General features: G+C 62.2%; 16 protein-coding genes. 4 read left to right on the top strand and 12 right to left on the bottom strand.

What is annotated here, in order from left to right; genetic code table 11:
* Positions 1-43 precede the first annotated feature (43 nt).
* Complete coding sequence (locus VBE63_RS06955; protein ID WP_323682283.1) at positions 44-358, top strand: DUF1840 domain-containing protein; 315 nt, start codon at positions 44-46, stop codon at positions 356-358.
* A 42-nt stretch (positions 359-400) separates the two neighbouring features.
* Here VBE63_RS06955 and ppa read toward each other — a convergent pair whose 3' ends face one another.
* The 5 genes from ppa to VBE63_RS06930 all read right to left on the bottom strand — a co-directional run bounded on the left by ppa (position 401) and on the right by VBE63_RS06930 (position 8,298).
* Complete coding sequence (gene ppa / locus VBE63_RS06950; RefSeq protein WP_323682282.1) at positions 401-949, bottom strand: inorganic diphosphatase; 549 nt, start codon at positions 947-949, stop codon at positions 401-403.
* A 170-nt stretch (positions 950-1,119) separates the two neighbouring features.
* Positions 1,120-3,405: a YgiQ family radical SAM protein gene (locus VBE63_RS06945; protein WP_323682281.1), complete on the bottom strand. Its 2,286-nt coding sequence runs from the start codon at positions 3,403-3,405 to the stop codon at positions 1,120-1,122.
* Positions 3,406-3,419: 14 nt separating this feature from the next.
* Positions 3,420-5,036 carry a diguanylate cyclase gene (locus VBE63_RS06940; RefSeq protein ID WP_323682280.1) on the bottom strand — a complete coding sequence of 539 codons (1,617 nt, stop codon included), beginning with the start codon at positions 5,034-5,036 and terminating at the stop codon, positions 3,420-3,422.
* A gap of 215 nt (positions 5,037-5,251) precedes the next feature.
* Complete coding sequence (locus VBE63_RS06935; protein WP_323682278.1) at positions 5,252-5,713, bottom strand: sel1 repeat family protein; 462 nt, start codon at positions 5,711-5,713, stop codon at positions 5,252-5,254.
* Between the two features lie 311 nt (positions 5,714-6,024).
* The gene (locus VBE63_RS06930) at positions 6,025-8,298 is read right to left on the bottom strand and encodes a hypothetical protein (RefSeq protein WP_323682277.1); all 2,274 of its coding nucleotides are present in this window, start codon (positions 8,296-8,298) and stop codon (positions 6,025-6,027) included.
* A 1,111-nt stretch (positions 8,299-9,409) separates the two neighbouring features.
* Between VBE63_RS06930 and VBE63_RS06925 the strand changes: the two genes are divergently transcribed.
* The gene (locus tag VBE63_RS06925) at positions 9,410-9,874 is read left to right on the top strand and encodes a pilin (RefSeq protein ID WP_323682276.1); all 465 of its coding nucleotides are present in this window, start codon (positions 9,410-9,412) and stop codon (positions 9,872-9,874) included.
* A 300-nt stretch (positions 9,875-10,174) separates the two neighbouring features.
* Positions 10,175-10,378 (top strand): hypothetical protein, encoded by a 204-nt coding sequence (locus tag VBE63_RS06920; RefSeq protein WP_323682275.1) that lies wholly within the window; start codon positions 10,175-10,177, stop codon positions 10,376-10,378.
* 93 nt (positions 10,379-10,471) lie between these two features.
* On the opposite strand, the gene VBE63_RS06915 is transcribed toward VBE63_RS06920, so the two are convergent.
* Positions 10,472-11,032: a DUF3592 domain-containing protein gene (locus VBE63_RS06915; RefSeq protein WP_323682274.1), complete on the bottom strand. Its 561-nt coding sequence runs from the start codon at positions 11,030-11,032 to the stop codon at positions 10,472-10,474.
* Positions 11,033-11,230: 198 nt separating this feature from the next.
* Between VBE63_RS06915 and ilvD the strand changes: the two genes are divergently transcribed.
* Positions 11,231-13,156: a dihydroxy-acid dehydratase gene (gene ilvD / locus VBE63_RS06910; RefSeq protein WP_323682273.1), complete on the top strand. Its 1,926-nt coding sequence runs from the start codon at positions 11,231-11,233 to the stop codon at positions 13,154-13,156.
* A gap of 280 nt (positions 13,157-13,436) precedes the next feature.
* Here the strand turns inward: ilvD and VBE63_RS06905 are convergent, their stop codons facing one another.
* The 6 genes from VBE63_RS06905 to ubiH form a co-directional block, all read right to left on the bottom strand.
* Positions 13,437-15,515: a sodium-translocating pyrophosphatase gene (locus VBE63_RS06905; RefSeq protein WP_323682272.1), complete on the bottom strand. Its 2,079-nt coding sequence runs from the start codon at positions 15,513-15,515 to the stop codon at positions 13,437-13,439.
* Positions 15,516-15,645: 130 nt separating this feature from the next.
* Entirely contained in the window at positions 15,646-17,841 is a 2,196-nt protein-coding gene (locus tag VBE63_RS06900) for a sodium-translocating pyrophosphatase (RefSeq protein ID WP_323682271.1), read from the bottom strand.
* Between the two features lie 141 nt (positions 17,842-17,982).
* The gene (locus VBE63_RS06895; RefSeq protein ID WP_323682270.1) at positions 17,983-18,759 is read right to left on the bottom strand and encodes a hypothetical protein; all 777 of its coding nucleotides are present in this window, start codon (positions 18,757-18,759) and stop codon (positions 17,983-17,985) included.
* Between the two features lie 169 nt (positions 18,760-18,928).
* Positions 18,929-20,182, bottom strand: a complete 1,254-nt coding sequence (locus VBE63_RS06890) for a 6-phosphofructokinase (RefSeq protein WP_323682269.1) — start codon at positions 20,180-20,182, stop codon at positions 18,929-18,931.
* A gap of 437 nt (positions 20,183-20,619) precedes the next feature.
* Positions 20,620-21,882 (bottom strand): UbiH/UbiF/VisC/COQ6 family ubiquinone biosynthesis hydroxylase, encoded by a 1,263-nt coding sequence (locus VBE63_RS06885; RefSeq protein WP_323682268.1) that lies wholly within the window; start codon positions 21,880-21,882, stop codon positions 20,620-20,622.
* 95 nt (positions 21,883-21,977) lie between these two features.
* Positions 21,978-23,240: a 2-octaprenyl-6-methoxyphenyl hydroxylase gene (gene ubiH / locus VBE63_RS06880; RefSeq protein WP_323682267.1), complete on the bottom strand. Its 1,263-nt coding sequence runs from the start codon at positions 23,238-23,240 to the stop codon at positions 21,978-21,980.
* Positions 23,241-23,300 lie beyond the last annotated feature (60 nt).

The following is a 23,300-nucleotide window of genomic DNA, read 5'->3' as shown; positions in this document are numbered from 1 at the left end:
TGATCCCCATCAATACGACCCCACACACGACCGGAGGATACCGATGCTGATCACCTTCACAACCCCTGTTCACGCCGACATCACCATGTTCGGTGATGTCGCCAAAGCGCTGATCCGGATGATGGGCCATAGCGGCGCCGTGCCCGGCGCCCTGCTCGCCGAGGATATCCCCGCGGCACTCACCCGACTCAAGGCCGCAGTTGATGCCAACCCAGACGCACCGCTGGACCCAGAGCACGACGATGCCGATGACGATGCCCGCGCACAAAGTGTGAGCCTCAGACATCGAGCACTGCCGTTGATCGACCTGCTCGAGGCCGCGGCCCGCGATGAGAAGCATGTGATGTGGGACCGATAATGTGGGGCCAGCGATGTGTGAGATCGGGTTAGTGAGACCCGATTAGAAGCGCGGCTTCTCTGGCTCCGACTCAAACATCTGCACGCTAGCCATGATCTCCTCGCGTGCCTCTTCGCGACCACCCCAGCCGGCGATGCGCACCCATTTGCCCTCGTCCAGATCCTTGTAATGCTCGAAGAAGTGCGCGATCTGATCGAGCAGATGCGGCGGCATATCGCGGAAGCTCTCGATATTCCGGTAACCTTTGAACAACTTGTCGATCGGGAGCGCCAGGATCTTGGCATCATCTCCAGACTCATCGGTCATCTTCAGCACGCCGATCGGACGACACTTGATGACGGAGCCCGAGATCAATGGATAAGGGGTCACCACCATGACATCGACCGGATCGCCATCGGATGACAGCGTATGCGGCACATAGCCGTAATTGCAGGGATAATGCATCGCGGTCGACATGAAGCGGTCGACGAACATCGCCCCCGTGCCCTTGTCCATCTCATACTTGACAGGTTCCGAATGCGAGGGGATCTCGATAATGACATTGATCTCGCTCGGAAGATTGTCGCCACGCGGGACGCGTTGAAGGTCCATAATTAGCCTCTTGTCTCGGTCAATTCGGTTCTCGGTCTATTCGGCTGCGCCGGCGTCCTCACCGGCGACGGTCACAGCCGCACAGGATAGCCGGAACCGCCGGCGACGGACAGTCAGGACTCGCCCCAGGCCCCTCCAATCGGCCCGGCCACCTTCAAAGAGAGGCGAGCTCATCGAGGCTTCATGGACCGACGCCGTCCGCGCGGAGTGGGGCCGCCAGCACTCCGAGCCTGACAGGCGGGCACCAGATGATGCTTGCTGTTTCCGATCAGGTCAGCGCGGCCCATGGACTTGAGCGCCTCACGCAACGCTGGCCAGTTGGCAGGATCATGCCAACGCAGAAAAGCCTTGTGCAGGCGGCGCTGGCGCAGCTTGCGCACTACGCTGATCGGCTTGGCGTCGCGCCGGACGCGCCGCAGCGGATTGATGCCGCTGTGATACATGGTCGAGGCGAGCGCCAGCGGCGTTGGCAGGAAGGCCTGCACCTGGTCTGGCCGCAGGCGGTTGCGCTTGAGCCAGAGGGCCAGGTTCAGCATATCCTCATCGCTGGTCCCTGGATGGGCGGCGATGAAGTACGGGATCAGGTACTGCTCCTTGCCGGCCTCGCGCGAGTAGCGCTCGAATAGCTGGCGGAAACGCTCATAGCTGCCGATGCCGGGCTTCATCATCGCCGCCAGCGGCCCTGGCTCGGTGTGCTCTGGGGCGATCTTCAGATAACCGCCGACATGATGCATGACCAACTCGCGGATGTACTCGGGCGAGCGCAGGGCCAGGTCGTAGCGCAGCCCAGAGGCGATCAGCACGCGCTTGATGCCGGGGACCGCCCGCGCCTTGCGATAAAGCTGGATCAGCGGCCCATGATCGGTGTTGAGGTTGGCGCAGATGCTCGGGTAGACGCAGGACAGGCGCCGGCAGGCCGCCTCAATCCGGGCGTCCTTGCAGGCCAAACGCCACATATTCGCGGTCGGCCCGCCCAGATCGGAGATGATGCCGGTGAATTCGGGCGTGCGATCGCGGACCTCGGCGATTTCCTCAAGGATCGACTCCTCGCTGCGACTCTGGATGATGCGCCCCTCATGCTCGGTGATGGAGCAGAAGGTGCAGCCGCCGAAGCAGCCGCGCATGATGCTGATCGAATTGCGGATCATCTCCCAGGCCGGTAGCCGCGCCTGGCCGTATTCGGAATGCGGCCGACGGCTATAGGGCAGCGCGAAGACGCGATCCAGCTCAGCGCTGCTAAGCGGGATCGGCGGCGGGTTCAGCCAGACTTCGCGCTCACCATGCCGCTGCACCAGCGCGCGCGCATTGCCCGGATTGGTCTCCAGGTGAAACACCCGCGAGGCATGGGCATAGAGCACCGAGTCATCGCGCACCTGCTCGAACGAGGGTAGCCGCACCACGCTGCGCTCGCGCCCAGGCCGGCGTCGGAGCTGATCGATGGAGACTGCCTGGCTGTTTGTATTGGCGTTGGTGTTGGCGCTTGTTTTGGCGCTTGTGTTCGCGGATGTTCCGGCAGCTACCTGAGTGGTGAGTTTGGCACCCCTTTGGACGGCGGCATGAGCGATCGTCTCAATACCGGCCTTGGCAGCTGTCTGCACCTTGGAACGGGTCTCTGCGGGGGCATCGGCGCAGGTCGGCTGGCGACCATGGACATAGGGTCCACTATCACCGCTGCCCGCTGCTGGCTCAACCGGCCAATCCGGTGTCTCGTAGGGGTTCAGATGCGGACGCACCGGGCCGGGCTTGTCCAGCTCGCTGGCATCAATCTCAGTCCAACCCTCAGGCAGCCCGCGCCGCATGAATGCGGTGCCACGGATGTCGCGGATGCTCACAATCGCCTCGCCACGCGCCAAGCGGTGCGCCAATTCAACGATCGCCCGCTCGGCGTTGCCGAACAGCAGCAGATCGGCCTTGGCATCGGCGAGCACCGAACGCCGCACCCGATCGGACCAGTAATCAAAGTGGGCGATGCGCCGCAAGCTCGCCTCGATGCCACCGATGACGATAGGCACGCCGTGGAAGGCCTCGCGCGCACGCTGCGCATAGACGGTCACCGAACGATCCGGGCGTCGGCCGCCAGCACCATCGGGCGAATAGGCATCATCGGAGCGGCGGCGCCGGTCGGAGGTGTAGCGGTTGACCATCGAGTCCATGTTGCCAGCGGTGATGCCGAAGAACAGCTCCGGCCGACCCAGCGCCCGGAACGGCTCCGCCGAGGTCCAGTCCGGCTGCGAGAGGATGCCGACGCGGAAGCCTTGCGCCTCCAACAAGCGGCCGATGATGGCCATGCCGAACGAGGGGTGGTCGACATAGGCATCGCCGGTGACGATGATGATGTCGCAGCTGTCCCAGCCCAGTAGATCCATCTCGGCGCGCGTCATCGGCAGCTCCGGTGCGGTGCCGAGCTTATGCGCCCAGTGCTTGCGATAGGAGAACAGATCGGGAGCCTGTTGCATTGCCGCGCCGCCACTCATTTGGACGTTTTCCTCCGCGCCTTATCCTGATACATGTCCTGATCCGCGGCCCGCAGGATGCACAGTTCGGTCTCGCTTTCTGACGAGCTGGGGAAGAACGCTCGACCGACGCTGATCGACAGGGTCAGCTCCGGATAGATCGGGATGCACCGATCCGCGACGTCCCGTTTCCATTGGCTGATGATGGCGTCAGCCTCACGTGCGTTCCCAACCTCGGGGAGGATCACAACGAACTCATCACCGCCGTAGCGGGCAACGATATCCCCTTTACGCGAGCGGGTCATGAGAATCTGGGCGACCGCCTTGAGTGCCTCATCACCGGCATGATGTCCAAAGCGGTCGTTGACCTGCTTGAAGTCGTTGAGATCGACGAAGGCAAGACAGTGCCGACTTCCACTCTGAACCCTACGGTGATACTGGGTATGCAGCGCCTCCTCAAAAAAGGCACGGTTCAGTGCCCCAGTGAGATAATCGCGGCCAGATCGGAACTGGAGGAGCTCGGCCTTTTCCTGAAGAGACTCCTTTTGGCGGATCTCGCTCAGCAGCCGTTTGTTCACCTGCTCCGAATGGTCCAGCGCCTTGCGTTGACTCGACACCGCGGCATGGGTGAAGTAGGTGATCGAGCCAACGGCGATCATGGCGATCTGGTATTCGGCAGCGCTCGCGATCAAGCCGAAGGTCGAGGCCGTATAGGCCAGCGTGACGGTCATGACCGCCAGCACCAGATAGACGATCAGCGAGCGGGCCTTGTAGATGGTCCATAGCAAGGCGATGACCATCGCATACACCGGAAACGACAGACCGAGCTTCTCTGGATACCGATAGGCCAGCAATGCGCTGACCAAAAACAGCAGCCATGCCAACGGCAGATAGAGCAGATCGCGAAGTGGCAAGCGCTGATGGTGGACATCGTCCTCGCAGACGAAGCGGCAGCCGAGATCCGCACCGATCCACTTCAGCACCATCAGATAGAGGTAGGCGATGGCGATGCTGAGGCACAGCGCCGCCACCGTGTCGCCGATCCACCAGGCCGCGAACAGATCCTGAACCTGGGCGAAAGGCACACCGCCTAACAGATAGAGCATCATGACGCCCAGAAGCGCAGCCACCGCCGCCGCGATCGGGATGATGATTAGGAAACGCAGGACGTGGGTGGGATTGCGCGGGTCGAACGCCCCCGTCGTTGTGCGCTGCAAGACATGCACGCCAGCCCAGTAGGGAACGACATGGGCCAGCGGAATCCCTAGGAACGGCAGGATCGCGAGCAGCGGGTTCGCAACCGGCTCTAGGGTGGATGCGTTCACCAGCGTTGTCGCGGCGCTACAGCAGAGCAGGATCGGCAAGGCCCGGGTGCCCAACAGCAGGAACAGGGCAACTGATAGGCCTGCCGGGACATACAAGAAGCTGGCGTTCGGGTGATACGCAAGAGAGGATGACAGTTGGAACAGCAGGAGCTGCAGCATTACCGAGAAGATGAGCAGACGCCCGTAATCCCATGCAAGGCGTCCTGACAGATTGGACAACAGGCCAGGGCGAGCAGCCAGGCTCCCCAGACCGAAGCCGTTGATGTCATCGATCCCATCGGCTCGTTCGCCTGCCTTCAGCGCTTTCACCTCAAGCTGCCCACTTAGGTTGAACGACGCGGTTGTTACTCGACTTTGGCCATTTTTGCCAAGCCGGTCACGCCCAAGCGTACTGATGAAATGAACCACGATCGCCTGATTACTTAAGGCTGCCCGGTGCATTATAGGGGTTATAACAGCCTAACAGCATGCCCCATAACGTCAAAGTGCTTGAACGGGAGCTCAGGTCTGCCGGTTGACCATCGCTAGCGGCCCAACTCCTCCACCTGCCGTTGCGCGATCAGATGACCCTGCGCGGCGGCTTTTTTGATCCACTCCATGGCCTGTGCTTCGTCTTGCTCCACGCCCTCATCGCCCGCGTAGAGCTTACCGAGCCACTGCATCGCGTCGGCATCCTGTTGCGCGGCGGCTAGATGCAGCCAATGAACCGCGCGCTGTGGTTGCTCCAGGCCCAGGAACACCAAGCCCAGCTCACGCTGGGCGGCGGCATCCCCGGCATCAGCGGCGGGGATCAGAGTGCGCTCTTCCTCATCCAGCGTCAGACCAGCCCAGGTCAGGGCGCTATCAAGGTGGATGCGGGTTTGGAGGAGGCCCTTCGACTCACCGAGGGTTTCACTGGACCCCGGATGATCCTTGATGCGTCGCCACAGGCTGGCACGGCTGAGGCCGGTGATAGCCATGGCGGTTTTGAAGTGGATCGTTGGCATTTTGAACCCCTGCGAGAAAATCTGGATCGAATCCTCTTCATTAGGGTGCACCGGGGATGTCGGGGGCGACTTCACCTCTTGAGTCTCGCCAGCGCTTCAGACTCGATCTCGTTGATTGATCGCTGCCGCTCGCCGTCGGCCAGATCGCCGGCGCGGGTGGCGTTGCCGAGCAGGCCAGCGGTCGCAACGACCTTTACGGTCAGGTCCGCCTAGGTCTCGCGGGCCATCACCGCGCATTGCATGTTGGCGGCGGTACTCAGCGGCCTTGGCGATGCAAGGCATAGAGATCGGTCTCGTCGAGCAGCATGGCGTCAATCAGGCGTGTTCGGGCGATTCGGCGGACGGGCTCCGCCGCCCGCGGGCGGCGGCTTCCTGACACGGCCTGCCTGCGGAGAAGGTTTCGAGCGCGACGCGGCTCTCTCCGCCGGGAGGATGGCAAGCAGCCGCCGGGTGCGCGGTAACCGATAGAGATCATACACCGCGCCGTCCTTCAGTACGTCGTGGATGTCGTCGGTAATATCGAAGCGCCGCCCCTCCATAACGATCCAGTATTCGTTCGCGGACTTGTGGTGACGGATCATGTGCCGGTGAACCTGGCCGGTCAGCCGTTCGACCCGCCCCTCGCGCAGATCTTGCCGGGTGAGACGTTGCTTCCGCCACTGCTCGACCGGCAAGCCGATCAGGAAAAAGAGCCCTAAAAGCAGCGCGGCGGCAGTGGCCCCTCGCGCTCCCCAGCCGGAGTCGGGACTGAGCCAGACAGCCCCAGCCAAAACGATGGCCAACAAGGTCCAGACTCCGGCGAATACCATGCCGGCGATGGTCCCGCCGGCTGCGAGCCACAACTTCCGTCGGACCCGCTGTTGCTGGCGGCGGCTCAAGCGTCCGGCCCGGTAGTACTCGCGATCCTCATCGCTGCATTGGAAAACGCGCTGGAGTGGGTGCGGTTCGCTGGACCTTGCGCGACCGTCCGGCCCCTTCGAGATCAGGATTTCATCCGTGCCCAGTCGGTCCAACCGCCAGAGTCCGTAGCCCAGCAGAAGCAGCAGCGGGACCAGGTTGCCGATGCCGAAGTACAGCGCCAGTTGCCGCCAGGCATCGGCGCGCAACGTCTCGGGTGCGGCGACGGCCTGGAACACCAGGGGCCGGCAGCCGCGCTCGGCGTCGCTCGGGCCGCCGATGGCGCGGTGGTAGCGTCCTTCGTAGTCGCGGGTCGTAACAGGCCCCCAAGTCACCTCGCGCAGCCAGCGCGGCGATTCGCGCAGGCTCCGCAAGTCGCCGCGATGCGCTCGGTCGTCGGTTCGAATACCCAGCCAGATACAGGCATTGTCCGGCGTCACCGAGTCCGATCCAACAGCGCCCCGGCGCTCGGTCAACGGAACCACATAGACTCGATAATACCGGTCGGGACCTTCCTTGACGTACTTGCGCCAGCCGTGGGATTGGATCGGCAGGCGCGCGGGAACCACGTTCTCGACGCCGAGCAGCGCGTTGCGCCCGCCGTAGGCCGGCAGTTCGCCCAAGCGCACACCATCGACCACCTCGGCGCGCTGCAAGGACCCAACCTCGACCGCCTGCATGGAACCCGCGATACCCAGCCACATGGCCGCGAATCCCAACAGAAAATAGTAACCGGACCCCTGATCCCAACCTTTCGCGTTGCGTGGAACCGCCGGGCGTAGCCGCGCGGAGAGACCTCCAAGGAGAAACCAAAAGACGAGAAACTGGGGCGCGCTGAGCAAGAAACCGGTCAGCTCGCCGGCGAACGCGCCGAACAGTACACTGACCCCGACGGCCAGTCCGAGGATCGCGAACACGACCAGATTGAACGCCCCGTGCGCGAACCCGACGATCGGCAACCAGGCACGGACGGTCGCGCCGATGGCCAGTGTCTCCGGGCGCTCCGCCAGCAAGACCCGACGCTGGTTCCACGCCAGCCGAATGTGCCACGCGGACCAGAGACACCCGCCCGCCAGCAGTAGCGAGAAGGCGATGGTCCGCGCTTGGCCCTGGCCTGCCAGCAGACTCCATCCCAGGACCATCAGCAGGCTCAAACAGCCAAGCCCCACCAGCACTGGAATCAGCAATGAAGCAAGCCATTCCGGCGACGGGTCGGGCGCTGGTGTAGAAAGCGCGTTCGCCCTGGCTGGGATCACGTTCCCAAAAGGTCGCTTGGCCAGCGTCAACCGTTGGGAGCGCTGGCACCGCCGCTGGCCCCAGCGACCGCCGAGCGCCGCGTGCGCGGCCAGCACCACCAGATTGCCCGCGACCTCGAACAGCAGCGCGGCATCGACCCGCGCCTGATTGACACCCAGCCAAAGCGCCATGGCCAACAGCGTCGGCGCGGCCAGCAGCAGCCCCCAGAGCAGGCCGTGCCAGGGCCAGCGGGAGGCGAACCCGAACGCCAGCACGCCCAGCACGCCACCGGCGGCCAGCGCCCCGAGCCAGGCCGAGAGAACATCGGCCCCCGCCCGCTCGAACAGATTCACCAGGGTTCCGAACAGCCAAACGCCGGGCAGCGCCAGCATCAGCGCTAGGACGTAGACCCACCAGGCGGGTCTCTCGGCTTGGGATGTTTCAGACGCCATCCCGCAACACTCGGAACGTCATCGCCAGCATAACGTCGATCACCCTTATCATTCTCCAACCTGTTCGAGGGCCGCTTCGATCAACCCACTGTTAAGCCGCGAGCCTACCGCAAATAGACGATCTCGATTAACCTGCCTCCGATTACCAACACCAATCCCGGATAGAAGAGGCCCCACCCCCCGTAGGCCAGCACCGGCACGATGCCGACGGCCAGCATGATCGCTAACACCCACCGCTAACACCCACCGCCAACTTTTGCGTCGTATTCGCTGGCTCGCCTCGATCTGACTGCGCGGGTCGGGATCGCCCAGATATTCCCATACGACTTGCCGCCCAGCGCGGGTTGCGGACGGCGACGGGTCGGCCACCGGCATCAGGCCCCCCGCCCGCGTCCGAGCTTTTAGCGTTTCCTTCAGGGCGTAAATCAGCGCCAGGACGGCGAGGATTAGACAGAGAGCGAGGAACGCGTGTCCGGCGCGTTCGATGCAGCGATCTCGCGAGGATTCCAGTTCGGTGGCCAGCCTGGCCAACCTCGGCTGGCGCGGTCAATGAAAGCGCGCACACCATCGCTGGCATTGCTGAAGCGACCTGAGCGCGAGCATTCATCGACCCTAGCCGTCATCGCATCCGCTAAAGAAACATTCATCGTTGCCATGACTGCCTGAGCGGGACAATGGCAAACGTTGCTAAATCTTGCCAAACATCAAGTAACGCAACATCGAAGGCTGAACGGGCACCTTTGAGACTGGGTGACCCGTCTCGCATGCTAGCTTGAGACGGGGGATTACCCCGTCTCATCACGGCCTTGAGACGGGGCCACATCCTCGTACCTAAGTGCTAAAGACGCTGATTTTTCATCACGACTGGGGTGGCGTGCAATCCTTGGAGTGGCGGCGAGCCTGGGTAATGCCCGGCCTTGGTGATGGGCTAAGAGATTGAGATCGTAGTTTCGCCTGAATGCCGCGCCCCCTTGTTGGGGTTTCGGCGTCACTTGGCATGGCCGCTGCTTAATATTTCGCGAGCCAGCACGAAGCCTATTGCTGATTTCGCTCGGTCGCTGGTGATGGTGGATCGATTTTGTTTTCTCTGTTTCTGTACGGGGATTTTCTTATGCGTAAGCATCAACAAGGTTTTACTTTGATCGAGCTAATGATCGTCGTGGCGATCATTGGTATTTTGGCGGCGATTGCTTTGCCGGCTTATCAAGATTTCACAAAAAGGGCACGCATTTCTGAAGCTCTTGTTGCAGCTGCATCAGCTAAGGCTACTATAAGCGAGAATATTGCCAATGCTGGCGAGATTAAAACGACGGGTAATTGTGCTGGTTATTCAAACCTAACTGTTAAGACAGACAACGTCGCATCATCAACATGCGATGATGAATCAGGTACGATTACGGTTACTTCAACACAAGGCGCCGGTGGTACAGATGCTTGCGCGATCATTCTTAAACCTACTATGAATGACGATTACAGTGTCGTCTGGACATGTACTACTAATGCCGATGCTTGCCTCAATATAGTTCCTGCCGAGTGCCGCAGTGTTGCCGCCGGTGGTAGTGATGATGATAGTTAGTAACTAGTGCCTGAACAAGAACTCAGTTTAACTCTCTCAAACAATCTGTTAGACTCTGTCCCCATGAATATAAGGTTCGAATAAAGGTTCCATTAGGTTCGAATTCTTTTCGGCGAACAAGGGGGCGAGCACAGTTTAATTTCTCTGCCGCTACAGCCGAGCCAAGCCGAAGCCCACCCCGGACCCACGATGCCTCGGGCACGGATGCCCACCACCCTTGCCAACCCCGCTCTCGAGTCCTCGATGCGGGGTTGTTGCTATGCTGGACTCGAGAAATATGGCCCAGAGCCGAGCGGTGCCATGTCTGTCACCCGCGATGAGATCCTGAATCTGTTCCAGGAAATCGCGCTTCAGTCCAAGGAAACGGATCGCAAGCTCCAGAAAACCGCGCTTCAGCAGAAGAAGACTGACCGCCAAGTTTGGGAAGCCAACAAAGCCCTAGGGCGTCAGTGCAACCGCTTGGGTGAATTTGTCGAAGAGAGGATGCGTCCAGGCGTAGGCTGATCAGAGGGCCAGCATCCTATCCTTCCGCCATCTTCCCGTCCTTCCAGGCTTTGCCTAGCACAACCGACTTAATGATCAAGGCCCAAAACACTGTCAGACTGTCGATTCGGAGGACGTCTTTGTTGATTGGCCGCCAACCGCGTAGAACAGCCCGCCGGCTCCACCAAGAAAGAGCCCGATCAAGAGTGGAGCCCAGGCTCCCCAATTCCAGCCGGCCTTGAGGACAGCTTCGGCGGGGTTGTTCGGGTCGTAATGCACAGTAACAGCAGCACCGCCTGGAAAACGTGATGCCGCTTCTGCTTCTGCGTCAGCCCGCTCCCTGAAGCGGCGACTCGCACTCTCGCCGTCTCCGTATGAATAGCGCGTGGAGACGTAAGATCGACCAGCAACAGCATAGGTGTAGTGAACCAACAGGTTATAATAAACGCGAACGTCCGACGTCGCTCTCGAGCCTTTTTTCAAGGAATATTGGGTGTTTACCTCAGTCTTCACAACAGTGCCTGGTGCAGAGGACCATGACAAAGTCTCGCTCGCAACAAAGAGGAAATAGATTCCGAAAACACTAAACAGCGCTCCCAAGGCACCGAGTCCTAGACCGAAACGGCGAAGCACCTTTCGGGCCTTAAGCGCCTGCATCTGTTTCTCATCTGACACTGAGCAATCCTCCAGAAGTCCGCCGTGCCTCAGTCAATCGAGCACAGATAGCATATCCGATCCACCCGGATGATCCAGAGCTGGAGCTCACTCGTGCCACCTGAAGTGGATCGAGGGCGTTTCGTCCGCGCGCGTGAAGGTTGATAATGGGCAGTTGCATATGCCCAGCCGCACCGACTCAACGTCCGGAGACCCCAAATGCCTCAGTACCGCTCTCGTACCACCACCCATGGCCGCAACATGGCGGGCGCGCGGGCGCTCTGGCGCGCGACCGGCATGAAGGACGGCGACTTCGACAAGCCGATCGTCGCAGTAGCGAACTCCTTCACCCAGTTCGTGCCCGGCCATGTCCATCTGAAAGACATGGGCCAACTGGTCGCCCGCGAGATCGAAGCCGCCGGTGGCGTGGCCAAGGAGTTCAACACCATCGCCGTCGATGACGGCATCGCCATGGGCCATGGCGGCATGCTCTATTCGCTCCCCTCGCGCGACCTGATCGCCGACAGCGTCGAGTACATGGTCAACGCCCACTGTGCCGATGCGCTGGTGTGCATCTCCAACTGCGACAAGATCACCCCCGGCATGCTGATGGCTGCGCTGCGGCTGAATATCCCGGCGGTGTTCGTCTCCGGCGGTCCGATGGAGGCCGGCAAGGTCAGCCTGGCCAACAGGGGCGATCTGAAGCTGGACCTGGTCGATGCCATGGTCTCGGCCGCCAACCCCGACGAGACCGATGCGGATGTCGCCGCCATCGAGCGTTCGGCCTGCCCCACCTGCGGCTCCTGCTCCGGCATGTTCACCGCTAACTCGATGAACTGCCTGACCGAGGCGCTCGGCTTGTCGCTGCCGGGCAACGGCTCGCTGCTGGCCACCCATGCCGCGCGCAAGGAGTTGTTCCTGGAGGCCGGTCGGCTGGTCGTCAACCTAGCCAAGCGCTGGTACGAGCAGGACGATGCCAGCATCTTGCCGCGCGGCATCGCCACCTTCGACGCCTTCGAGAACGCGATCGCGCTAGACATCGCGATGGGCGGCTCGACCAATACCGTGCTGCATCTATTGGCCGCGGCGCGCGAGGCCGAGGTCGACTTCACCATGGCCGATATCGACCGCATGAGCCGCAAGGTGCCCAACCTCTGCAAGGTGGCGCCCGCGACGCAGCAGTACCATATGGAGGACGTGCATCGGGCCGGCGGCGTGATCGGCATCCTCGCTGAGCTCGATCGTGGCGGGCTGATCCATCGTGACTGTCATACGGTCCATAGCCCGACCATGGGTGAGGCGCTAGGGGCTTGGGATGTGATCAGCTGTACTCGGGAGAGCGAGGAAGGCCAAGCGTCTCTGCCCCAGCATCGCTATCGAGCCGGCCCCGGTGGCATCCCAACCCAGATCGCCTTCAGCCAAGAGAGCCAATGGCCGGAGCTAGACCTGGACCGCGCCAACGGCTGCATCCGCGATATCGAGCACGCCTACTCCAAGGACGGTGGGCTCGCGGTGCTCTACGGCAACATCGCCGAGGACGGCTGCATCGTCAAGACCGCCGGGGTCGATCTCAGCATGCTGCAGGCCGAGCAGCTGCGCTACACCACCAGCGTGCCGACTTCGACGCTGCGCGGCTTCGTCGGCCCGGCGCGCATCTTCGAGAGCCAAGAGGCCGCGGTTACCGCCATCCTCACCGACCAGATCCAGCCCGGCGACGTGGTGCTGATCCGCTACGAAGGCCCCAAGGGCGGCCCCGGCATGCAGGAGATGCTGTACCCGACCAGCTACCTGAAGTCCAAGGGGCTCGGCAAGGCCTGCGCCTTGATCACCGATGGGCGTTTCTCTGGCGGCACCTCAGGGCTGTCGATCGGCCATTGCTCACCGGAGGCAGCTCAAGGCGGCACCATCGGCCTGGTGGAAGAAGGCGACATCATCGAGATCGACATCCCCGGGCGATCGATCCGAGTCGTGGTCGACGACGCCGTGCTGGCCGAGCGCCGCCAAGCCATGCAAGCGCGCGGCGATCTGGCCTGGAAGCCGGTGGGTCGCCAACGCCCGGTTTCGCAGGCCCTACGCGCCTATGCCGCGCTAACCACCTCCGCGGCCCATGGCGCTGTGCGAGATTTGTCTCAGATCGGTGCTTGAGGAACCTCGGTAGTGCTACAGATCTGTTGTTTTAAAGATCATTGATTTATAAAGATTAACCTATAAACCGCAGATGACGCAGATGTGCACAGATTAAAATAATGGCTTGCAGGTCTGACAAGGCCAACTAACAGGCGAAGCAATGATCAGCTGCAATATATTGAAATCTCTGCGTTAATCTGCGTCATCTGCGGTTGAAATGCTCTTTTTAGGATTAAAGATTATTCAACGACAGCTTTGGATCACTACCCGATTTGTCTGGTAGGCGCTCGCGACCGCGCTACAGCAGCGGCACCATCATCAGGGCAACACTGTTGACGATCTTGATCAGCGGATTCACTGCCGGCCCCGCGACTGCCTTGTAGGCATCGCCAACGGCGTCGCCGGTCAAGGCGGCCTGATGGCTCTCCGAGCCGGTGCCGCCGAAGTTGCCCGCTTCGATATGCTTCTTGGCATTACCCCAGGCGCCGCCCCCGACGGTCATCGAGATCGCGATGAAGAGCCCCGTGACGATGGTGCCGATCAACATCCCGCCGAGCGCCAGTGCCCCTGCATTGCCACCCATTAACCATTGCATCCCAAAGCCGACAGCCACCGGCACCGCCAGCGGCAGCAATGCGGGGATGATCATCTCCTTCAGCGCCGCCTTGGTCAGGAGATCCAGCACGGGTAAAGACTGGGGCTTGTCGGAGCCATCAAGGATGCCCGGCGTCTCGCGAAACTGTCGACGGAGCTCCTCGACCACGCGCGCAGCTGCATGCCCCACGGCCTCCATCGCCAGAGCGCTGAACAGGTAGGGCACCAAGCTGCCGATGAACAGGCCGATGAGCAGGGCCGGATGCGCTAGCTCAAACACCAGCAGCCTGCCTGCGGCAGCCAGGGCATGGCTGTAATCAGCAAAGAGCACCAGCGCAACCAGCGCCGCCGAGCCGATCGCATAGCCCTTAGTGACCGCCTTGGTGGTGTTGCCCACCGCCTCCAACGCATCGGTCACCTCGCGCACTGGCTCTCCCATAGCCGCCATCTTGGCGATGCCGCTGGCGTTGTCGGTGATCGAGCCAAAGGCATCCAGCGCCAACACCACAGCGGTCAGCGAGAGCATCGCCGTCGCTGCAATCGCAATCCCATAGATCCCGGCCAAGGCATCGGCGGCCCAGATGGCGGCGCAGATCATCAACACCGGCGCAACGGTCGCTTTCATCGAGACCGACAACCCTGCGATCAGATTCGTCGCATGTCCGCTGCGGGACGCCTTAGCAATGCTGCGCACCGGTTCATAGTCAGCGCTCGTATAGTATTCAGTGATCACCAGGATCAGGCCCGTCAGCGTCAGCCCGATGCCTGCGGCACCGAGCACCCCCCAGCGACTGAAAAGGATATCGCTACCCAAGGGGCTGAAGCTCGCGGGCAGCAGCAGCCAGGTCACCGGAACCAAGAGTATGAAGGCGAGGACGCCGGCAACCATCAAGGCCTTGGCCAGTGCCGCCAAGATGTGGCCATCGCCAGGCTCCAGCTTGACGAAAAAGGAGCCAACCACCGAAGCCAATAGCGAGAGACCGCCGAGCACCAACGGATAGACGATCGTCGTCGGAGCAGAGGCGCTGAACAACAGGCTGCCGAGCAGCATGGTCGCGACCAATGTGAGCGCATAGGACTCGAACAGGTCGGCTGCCATTCCGGCGCAGTCACCCACGTTATCGCCCACCTGGTCGGCGATCACCGCTGGGTTGCGCGGATCATCCGCCGCGAGTCCTGCCTCGAGCTGTCCCACCAGATCCGCGCTGATATCGGCGCCCTTGGTGAAGATGCCGCCGCCGAGCCGGGCGAAGATCGAGATCAGCGAGCCACCAAGAGCGAGCCCGACCAAGGCCTGTAGCGCTTGTCTCTGGCCCTTGAGGTCGCCGGGGTCGCTTGGCTCCAACGCCAGGTAATAGCCAGCAACCCCAAGAAGCACAAGACTCGCGACCAGTAGACCGCTGATCGTGCCACCCCGAAAGGCGACCTGCAGTGCCGCATCGAGGCCATTGCGCGCCGCCTCCGCCGTGCGCCGGTTGGCTTGCACCGAGAAGCTCATGCCGATGTAGCCAGCCAACCCCGAGAGCAGCGCGCCGATCAAGAAGCCGATCGCCGTCTCGAGCCCGAACCAGTGCCATAACGCCGCCATGGCCAGCCCAGCGACCAAGGCAACGCTGAGCGACTGACGATTGAGATAGGCAAAGGCGCCTTGCTGGATGGCGTTAGCCAGCGCCCGCATCCGCTCATCACCCTGCGGCTGCGCCAGCAACCAGCGGATCGATAAGATCCCATAGCCGAGGGCAACGAGCGCGCAGAATAAGCTGAAGACCAGACTCAGCGGCATGGCAGATCTCCCATGATCCCGAAGACGGCTCGGCTCCGCACCGAGACCAGACAAGGGCGCGGAGTCTGCCCAGACTTGACTCAGCGCCGACAGTGGGCTGTCGACGCTGCACAAGCTCCGTCCGCCGGCCTCAGAGGAGCGTATAGGAGACGGTCACCCCCGCCATCACGATGGCGACGATACTCATCAGCTTGATGAGGATATTCAGGCTCGGCCCCGAGGTATCCTTGAAGGGGTCGCCAATGGTATCGCCGATGACGGATGCACGATGCGCAGAGGAGCCCTTACCGCCATGGTGGCCGGCCTCGATGTACTTCTTGGCATTGTCCCAAGCACCACCGGCGTTGGACAGGAACACCGCGAGGACGAAGCCGGTCGAGAGCCCGCCGGCGAGCAGGCCGATGACCCCGGCAACGCCGAACAGCAGGCCAACCAGCACCGGAGCGGCGATCGCGATCACCGAGGGGATGATCATCTCGCGTTGCGCACCAACGGTCGAGATGGCGACACAGCGCTCGTAATCCGGCGCTGAGGTGCCCTTGAGGATGCCCGCATCCTCGCGGAACTGACGCCGAACCTCCTCCACCATGGTCTGGGCAGCCCGACCCACCGCCTGCACCGTGAGCCCGCTGAAGGTGAAGGCCACCATCGCACCCAAGAACAAGGTGATCAGCACCGCTGGATTCAGCAAGGTCACATTGTAGAAGGCCATGAAGTCAATCAAGGTCGCATCGGCGGTGGCGACGCTGATCTCGCGACCAACATCGAGCGTGGTTTGCCCCGCATTGATCAGCTCGATCCGAATCACCTCAATATAAGAGGCAATCAGCGCCAGCGCCGTCAGCGCCGCCGAACCGATCGCAAAGCCCTTGCCGGTCGCCGCCGTGGTGTTGCCGAGCGAGTCCAGCGCATCGGTGCGCTCGCGCACCTCTGGCCCCAAGCCGCTCATCTCGGCATTACCGCCGGCGTTATCGGCGATGGGCCCATAGGCATCACTGGCTAAGGTGATCCCGAGCGTTGACAGCATACCCACTGCCGCAATGGCAATCCCATAGAGGCCCTGTCCCATCTGCGTCGGATCGAAGCCAGAGGCGAACAGGTAGGACAGCATGGTGCCAGTGGCGACCGCCAACACCGGGATCACGGTCGAGAGCATGCCGACGCCGATGCCAGCAATAATGGTCGTTGCTGCACCGCTTTCAGCCGCGGCCGCAATGCTGCGCGTCGGCTTGAACGAGGCCGAGGTCGAATACTCCGTGGAGCGCCCGATGATGAGCCCGGTGACTAGGCCGGTGACCACCGCACCCCAGACTCCCCAGGGATTCTCGATGCCGAGCAGCCAGAGCACCGCGGCCGAAGCCACCACAATCAGCGCAGCGCTGGTGTTGATGCCCTTCGACAGCGCGCCAAGCAGCTCCTTCTGGGTCGCGCCCTCACGCGTCTTGACCAGAAAGACACCCAGCACCGAGAGCATGATGCCAATACCAGCGATCGCCATCGGCGCCGCGATCGCCTTCATCTGCATCGCCGGATCGGCAACGAAGGCCGCCGCACCCAATGCCGAGGCGGCGAGGATGGAGCCGCAGTAAGACTCGAACAGGTCCGCGCCCATGCCGGCGACGTCACCGACGTTATCGCCAACGTTATCCGCGATCACCGCGGGGTTACGTGGATCATCCTCGGGGATACCAGCCTCGACCTTGCCGACCAGATCAGCGCCGACATCCGCCGCCTTGGTATAGATGCCGCCGCCAACGCGGGCGAATAGTGCCTGCATCGAGGCGCCCATGCTGAAGGTCAGCACCGTGGTGGTGACCAGGATCAAATAGGCACCCTGGCTCGGATCACCCGAGGTGAACAGATTGATCAGCAGGAACCAAAAAGCCAGATTGCCCAGACCCAGGCCGACCACGACCAGCCCCATCACCGCACCGCTGCGAAAGGCGACATTGAGCGCCCCCGCCAGTGAGGTCCTTGCCGCGGCCGTGGTGCGGGTCGAGGCCAGAGTCGCCGTCTGCATGCCGAAGTAACCGGCTAGCGCAGAGAAGAAACCGCCAAAGATGAAGGTGACGGGCAGCCAGGGGTTCTGCACCCCAAGCCCATAGGCGAGGACAGCAAAGAGCCCGGCCACCAGCGCAAAAACCACCAGCATGATCTTGTACTGCTGGCGCAGATAGGCCATGGAGCCCTTGCGCACATGCGCTCCAATCTCGCGCATGGTCTCGGTGCCCTCATCCAGAGCGCGCATCTCCTTGAAGAAACGCCAGGCGAAGAAAAGGGCAAAGACGGAAGCGAGCGGAGCGAGCCAAAAGATGGGTTCGTTCATGGTTCGACTTCTACAGCTGAGTTGCCGCACAGGCTTGGCAGTGCAGCAGGATTAAGGATGGAGACAACAGAACAGCGTGCTCGAAGCGTTGCGACGCTTAATCAAGTCGGTTGGATCAAGTCGATCGATCAACTCAGTTGATCAATCAAAATGCGCGATCTGAGCCGAGCGCCACCAGTCGTAATAGGTCGACTGCAAGGCCTCGCGGCTCGGGAAGGGGTAATAGGCGAAATGTTCGTGATCCCCGAGATAAAAGCCATTGCGCACCGTACGATAGAGCACACCATCGCGCACATGCTTGAGCACCAGCTTGCTGTCCTTGGTATTCGTGCTGAAATCCGACAGCACGTCGCGCAGATGAGAGATGTACCGATATGGCAGATCATCAGCCTTGCCGTTGCGCGGATCATCTGCCAATTCACCAAGGTTGAGATCCGAGAAGACGATTCGCGGCAGGTGCACTGGATGCGAGGGATCGGTGATCGAGCGGCAAAAGGCCTGTGGCTCCAACCGACTCGCGACCATCGGGCTCTTGGGGCAGAATTCCTGATACAGATGCAAGGGATGTTCGGTGTCCGGTTGATAGTCGCCACGTTCTAGCTCAAGCGCGCGGCCATCATCGGTCACCAGGTAGAGGTTACCGATGGCCGAGACCGGAATCCGCGCCAGCACATTGTAGATGCCGAGATAAACCGATGACTTTGGCGCACCGTCCGGCTGAGTCACGCAGCGCTCATCGGCGAGTGAGAAGGCGAAATCATCCGAGCGAAAGCTTGGATCGATCTCGAAGAAGATGGCTTCGCCGAACACACGCCCGTTGCGACCGACCGCATAGTAGGCGCCAAATGCCTCCGGCTCGAGCATGGAGGCGATCAGCGCCTCCGGAATCACGGACAGATAGAGATGGTAATCGCTCATGGTAACTCGTTCCCAATCGCAGAAAAAAATCCGCCGCCTCGACCCGCGGCACGGCGGCGATGGCAGGCTTAGCTCACCGCTTCAGTGCTCGCGCGAGCGGCAGTGACAGCCGCAAAAGCAGCAGCAATGCCAGTGCCAACATCAGCAGCAGCCAAGCCAGGCGGCGTACTCAGACCTCGAAGGCGTCGAGCTTCTTCGCGACCGGCACATTCTTCAAGGTCACATAACGCGGTAGACCCTTCTCGAAGGGCGGGTAGTCCTCACCTTGTATCAGCGGCAACAGGTAGGACTTGCACGCAGCCGTGATGCCAAAACCATCCTCAGTGATGAAGTCGCGAGGCATGAACTTCTCGACATTGGCCACTTCGGATAAGGGCGCTTTGCCAACCTGCCACTGGTAGGGATCGCTACTCAGGCGCTCGATGGTTGGCATGATCGCGTTCTCGCCGGCCAAGGCCATCTCGACGCCGGCACGGCCGGTTGCATAGGCCTGCTCGACATCGGTCTTCGCAGCCAGGTGCCGCGCGGCCCGTTGCAGATAATCCGCCACGGCCCAGTGGAACTTGTAGCCGAGGGCCTCCTTGACCAGATTGGCGACCACTGGCGCTGCCCCGCCGAGCTGCGCATGGCCGAACGCATCGCGCGTGCCCTGCTCCGCCAGGAAGCGTCCATCGGCGTATTTAGCGCCCTCGGACACCACAACGGTGCAGAAGCCATGCGCATCCACCATGGCCTTGACCTTGGCAACGAAGCGTTCCTGATCGAACTCGATCTCTGGGAACAGCACCAGCACCGGCATCCCATGGTCTTCGATCAGGCCACCGGCGGCGGCGATCCAACCGGCGTGGCGGCCCATCACTTCGAGCACGAAGACCTTGGTCGAGGTCTTCGCCATCGAGCGCACATCAAAACTGGCCTCAAGCGCTGAGGTGGCGATGTACTTGGCCACTGAGCCGAAACCGGGGCAGTTGTCGGTGATGGGCAGATCATTATCAACCGTCTTCGGCACATGGATCGCCTGCACCGGATAGCCCAGGCTCTCCGAAAGCTGGCTGACCTTGTAGCAGGTATCAGCCGAATCGCCACCGCCGTTGTAGAAGAAGTAGCCGATATCATGGGCCTTGAAGACCTCGATCAGGCGCTCGTACTCGCGCCGGTTGGCCTCCAAGCTCTTGAGCTTGTAGCGACAGGAGCCAAAGGCGCCCGAGGGCGTATAACGGAGCGCCGCGATAGCCTCATCGGACTCCTGACGGGTATCGATGAGATCCTCGGTCAGGGCGCCGATGATACCGTTGCGCCCGGCGTAGACGTTGGCGATCTGGTCTGGATGCTGGCGCGCAGTCTCAATCACCCCACAGGCGGAGGCATTGATCACGGCAGTGACACCACCCGATTGGGCATAAAAGGCGTTCTTTGCGGTCATAGGCGTCCTCTCAAGTTCAGTGTTATGAAGGCGTTATCGAAACAACAAACAAGCGCGCGCAGGCGCCTGCCCGCGCCATTCAGTCGCGCGACTGGCCAGGCCAGGATCACGGAAAATCAGGCATAAGTCTCTGGATTGACGCCCGGCCGCGGGAGGGTCGTCGCCTCCTGCAGAGACCAAGCGTCCCGCCAGCAAGGCAGAGCGCGGAGCACAAACGACAGCGCAGGGCATAGCGGAACCAAGAGATCGGCATCGAGTTGGGCCTTAGAGTACAGAATGAGCGCGTCCACCGCAGTGAGAATCGATTGATCTGCACCAAGCGGCCGCGTCTTTCTCGCCCTCTCGCCGCTCTGTCAACGCCTGGCTCGCAGGCCAAAGATCAAACAAGGCTCTCCACAGCGGTACGCAAATCGGCAGGCGGTTGATGGACGCGGCCTTTAGCCTCTCGGCCCACCAGCCCGTGCCAGTGTCGGCAGATTTGCGCTAAGCCCCAGCGCCTGCCGGATAAACAGCGGCTTGATCCCGGGTAGATGCTCAGCAGCGGCCAACCCAAGCGTGCGTACCCCGACCAAGGCCGGATTGCGGTTGCCGAAGACGCGCTTGAAGAGGTCCATCGCGCCAAGCATGGCCGCGTTCTCACCACGACGCGCACGCTCATAGCGCCGGAGGATACGCAGGCTGCCAAGCGCGCGGCCCTGAGCGCGGGCATGATCAATGGCATCGATCAGCGCAGCGACATCGAGGAAACCGAGGTTCAGGCCCTGCCCCGCGAGCGGATGGATACCATGCGCGGCATCGCCGATCAGCGCCGCGTGCGGTCGGACATAGTCGCGCGCATGCTGGCGGCTCAGCGGAAAGGCGGCGCGCGGGCCGGTGCTCAGGATGGGTCCGAGGCGCTGATCGAAGGCGACCTCAAGCTCAGCGATGAAACCGGCATCGTCGAGCGCCAACAGTTGCTCGGCGCGCGCCTCATCGGCCGACCAGACGATCGAGCAGCGCCCATCGGTGAGCGGCAGGAAGGCGAGCGGCCCCGTCGGCAAGAAACGCTGCCAGGCGGTCTCGCGATGCCAGTGCGCGACCTCGATGTTGGCAACGATGGCGCACTGGGCATAGTCGGCGGTCTCCAGACCGATGCCGAGCGCCTCGCGCACAAAGGAGGCACGACCATCGGCCCCCACCAGCAGCTCGGCAGAAAGGCTGCGCTGATCGGCCAGCCGCACTTGAGCCTGCTGCTCGTCACTGACCTCGAGGACGGATGGGGCTGCCGGTGACAGCAGCTGAATCCGCTCGGGATCGGCTGCCGCGGCTGCCTCGAGTCGTTCCCAGAGCGCGAGCCGGATGACGCGATTCTCGACGATATGGCCCAGGTCGGGCTCGCCGAGATCGGCCGAGTCGAAATGGATCTCGGCGCGACCCACCGCATCCCAGACCCGCATCTCGCGATAGGGACTGACCCCAAGCTCGACCATCCGTGGCCAGGCACCGAGGCGCTCCAACAGCCGCTGACTGGCACGACTCAGCGCCGAGACACGCAGATCGACCTGGCCCGCCGGCCAAACACGTTGCGGTGGTTGGCCGTCGATGATCGCGATCCGCAAACCGCGCTCAGCGCAAGCGCAGCCCAAAGCGGCGCCGACCATGCCACCACCGACGATGGCGATGTCAACTTGTCCTAAATACTGTTCATCTGCTTCGGGCATCGGTCAGATCCTCAACGCAGCCTTATCGATTTGGCCCAAAAGAAACACGGGGCTCAGCCGTCATTTTTCACGCTTTACCTCTTACCTCTTACCTCTTACCTCTCTCCTTTCAACAGCGGCAGCGCGCTCTCCGCTGGCAGCCCGCGGGCCAGCCTGGGCTGACGCCCCAGCGCACCCATGAACCGGCGCGCGAGGTGGTGCCGTGCTGGCGGCAACAGGTCCAGCGCCAGCAACCCCAGGTTACGCCCGGCCCGCACCGGTCCCCAAGGATTGACGAACAGCCGTGCCAAGCCATCGGTTAGACCGGCGATCAACGCATGCTCGGGCGCACGCCGGCGCCGATAAGGGCCGAGCACCGCGGGACCACCGAGATCCTGTGCGGTGCGCGTCGCGTCGACGAGCAGATCAGCAAGCTCGGCAACATCGCGGAGCCCCAGATTGAAGCCCTGCCCAGCGACTGGATGCAGCGTATGCGCCGCATTGCCGATCAGCAGCACACGGTCGCGGGTAAGCTGGCTCGCCAGCATCAGCCGTAGCGGATAGGCGATGCGCCGGCTAGGCCGGGTCAGGTCGCCGAGCCGGGTTCCGAAGCGCCGCTGTAGCGCATCGATGAAATCCCTGTCCGAGAGGCCCATAAGGCTGGCGCTCTCAGTCTGGCGCGCGGTCCAGACCACGCCATAACGGCCCTCGGTCATCGGCAGCAAGGCGAGCGGACCAGTGTCGGTAAAGCGCTCGAAGGCGGTGCCAGGCCGCGTGCTGGCGGGAATGCGCTCGGGCGTCACCGTGGCGATGATGGCATCGTAGCCATAGTCTTGCCTTCGCACCTTCAGCCCAAGTCGCTGGCGTACCGAGGACTCGCCGCCGTCAGCGGCCACCAGCAGCGCTGCGGTCAGCAGCTGCGACTGCCCAGCCAGGGCGACCTCAAGACTGACACGCTCTTTGGTGATCTGCAGACCCTGGAGACGCCCGGGGCGCAGCAGGCTGATCCGCGGCGCGGTCTCAAGACGCTGGCTCAAGGCCGTCCCCATCACACGGGCGGGGGCCACATAGCCGAGCGCTGGCACCGCCTCATCCTCGGCATCCAGATGCGCGAAGCCGCAGTGGCCGCGATCAGAGACATGCACATGCTGGATGGGTGCGGCATTGGGCGCGATCGCGGACCAAATGCCCATGCCCTGGAAGATACGCGCACTGCCGAGTGAGAGCGCAATCACACGCTCGTCATAGCTCGGGTGCGCTGGCGCGTCGGCCTCAGTCGCTTCGACCAGGGCGATGCGCAGCCCGGTCTCGGCGAGTGCCACAGCCAGGCTTGCGCCGACTAGGCCGCCGCCGATGATGGCCAAATCATAGTCGTGCATAGGAATTCTCGGATCTCCGGTTCGCGCTCTGAATCAAGCTAAGATCTCAGCACAGTCTGA

This window comes from Lamprobacter sp. (assembly GCF_034860625.1).
Lineage (GTDB): Bacteria > Pseudomonadota > Gammaproteobacteria > Chromatiales > Chromatiaceae > Lamprobacter.
This window is presented reverse-complemented; position numbering and strand designations above follow the sequence as displayed.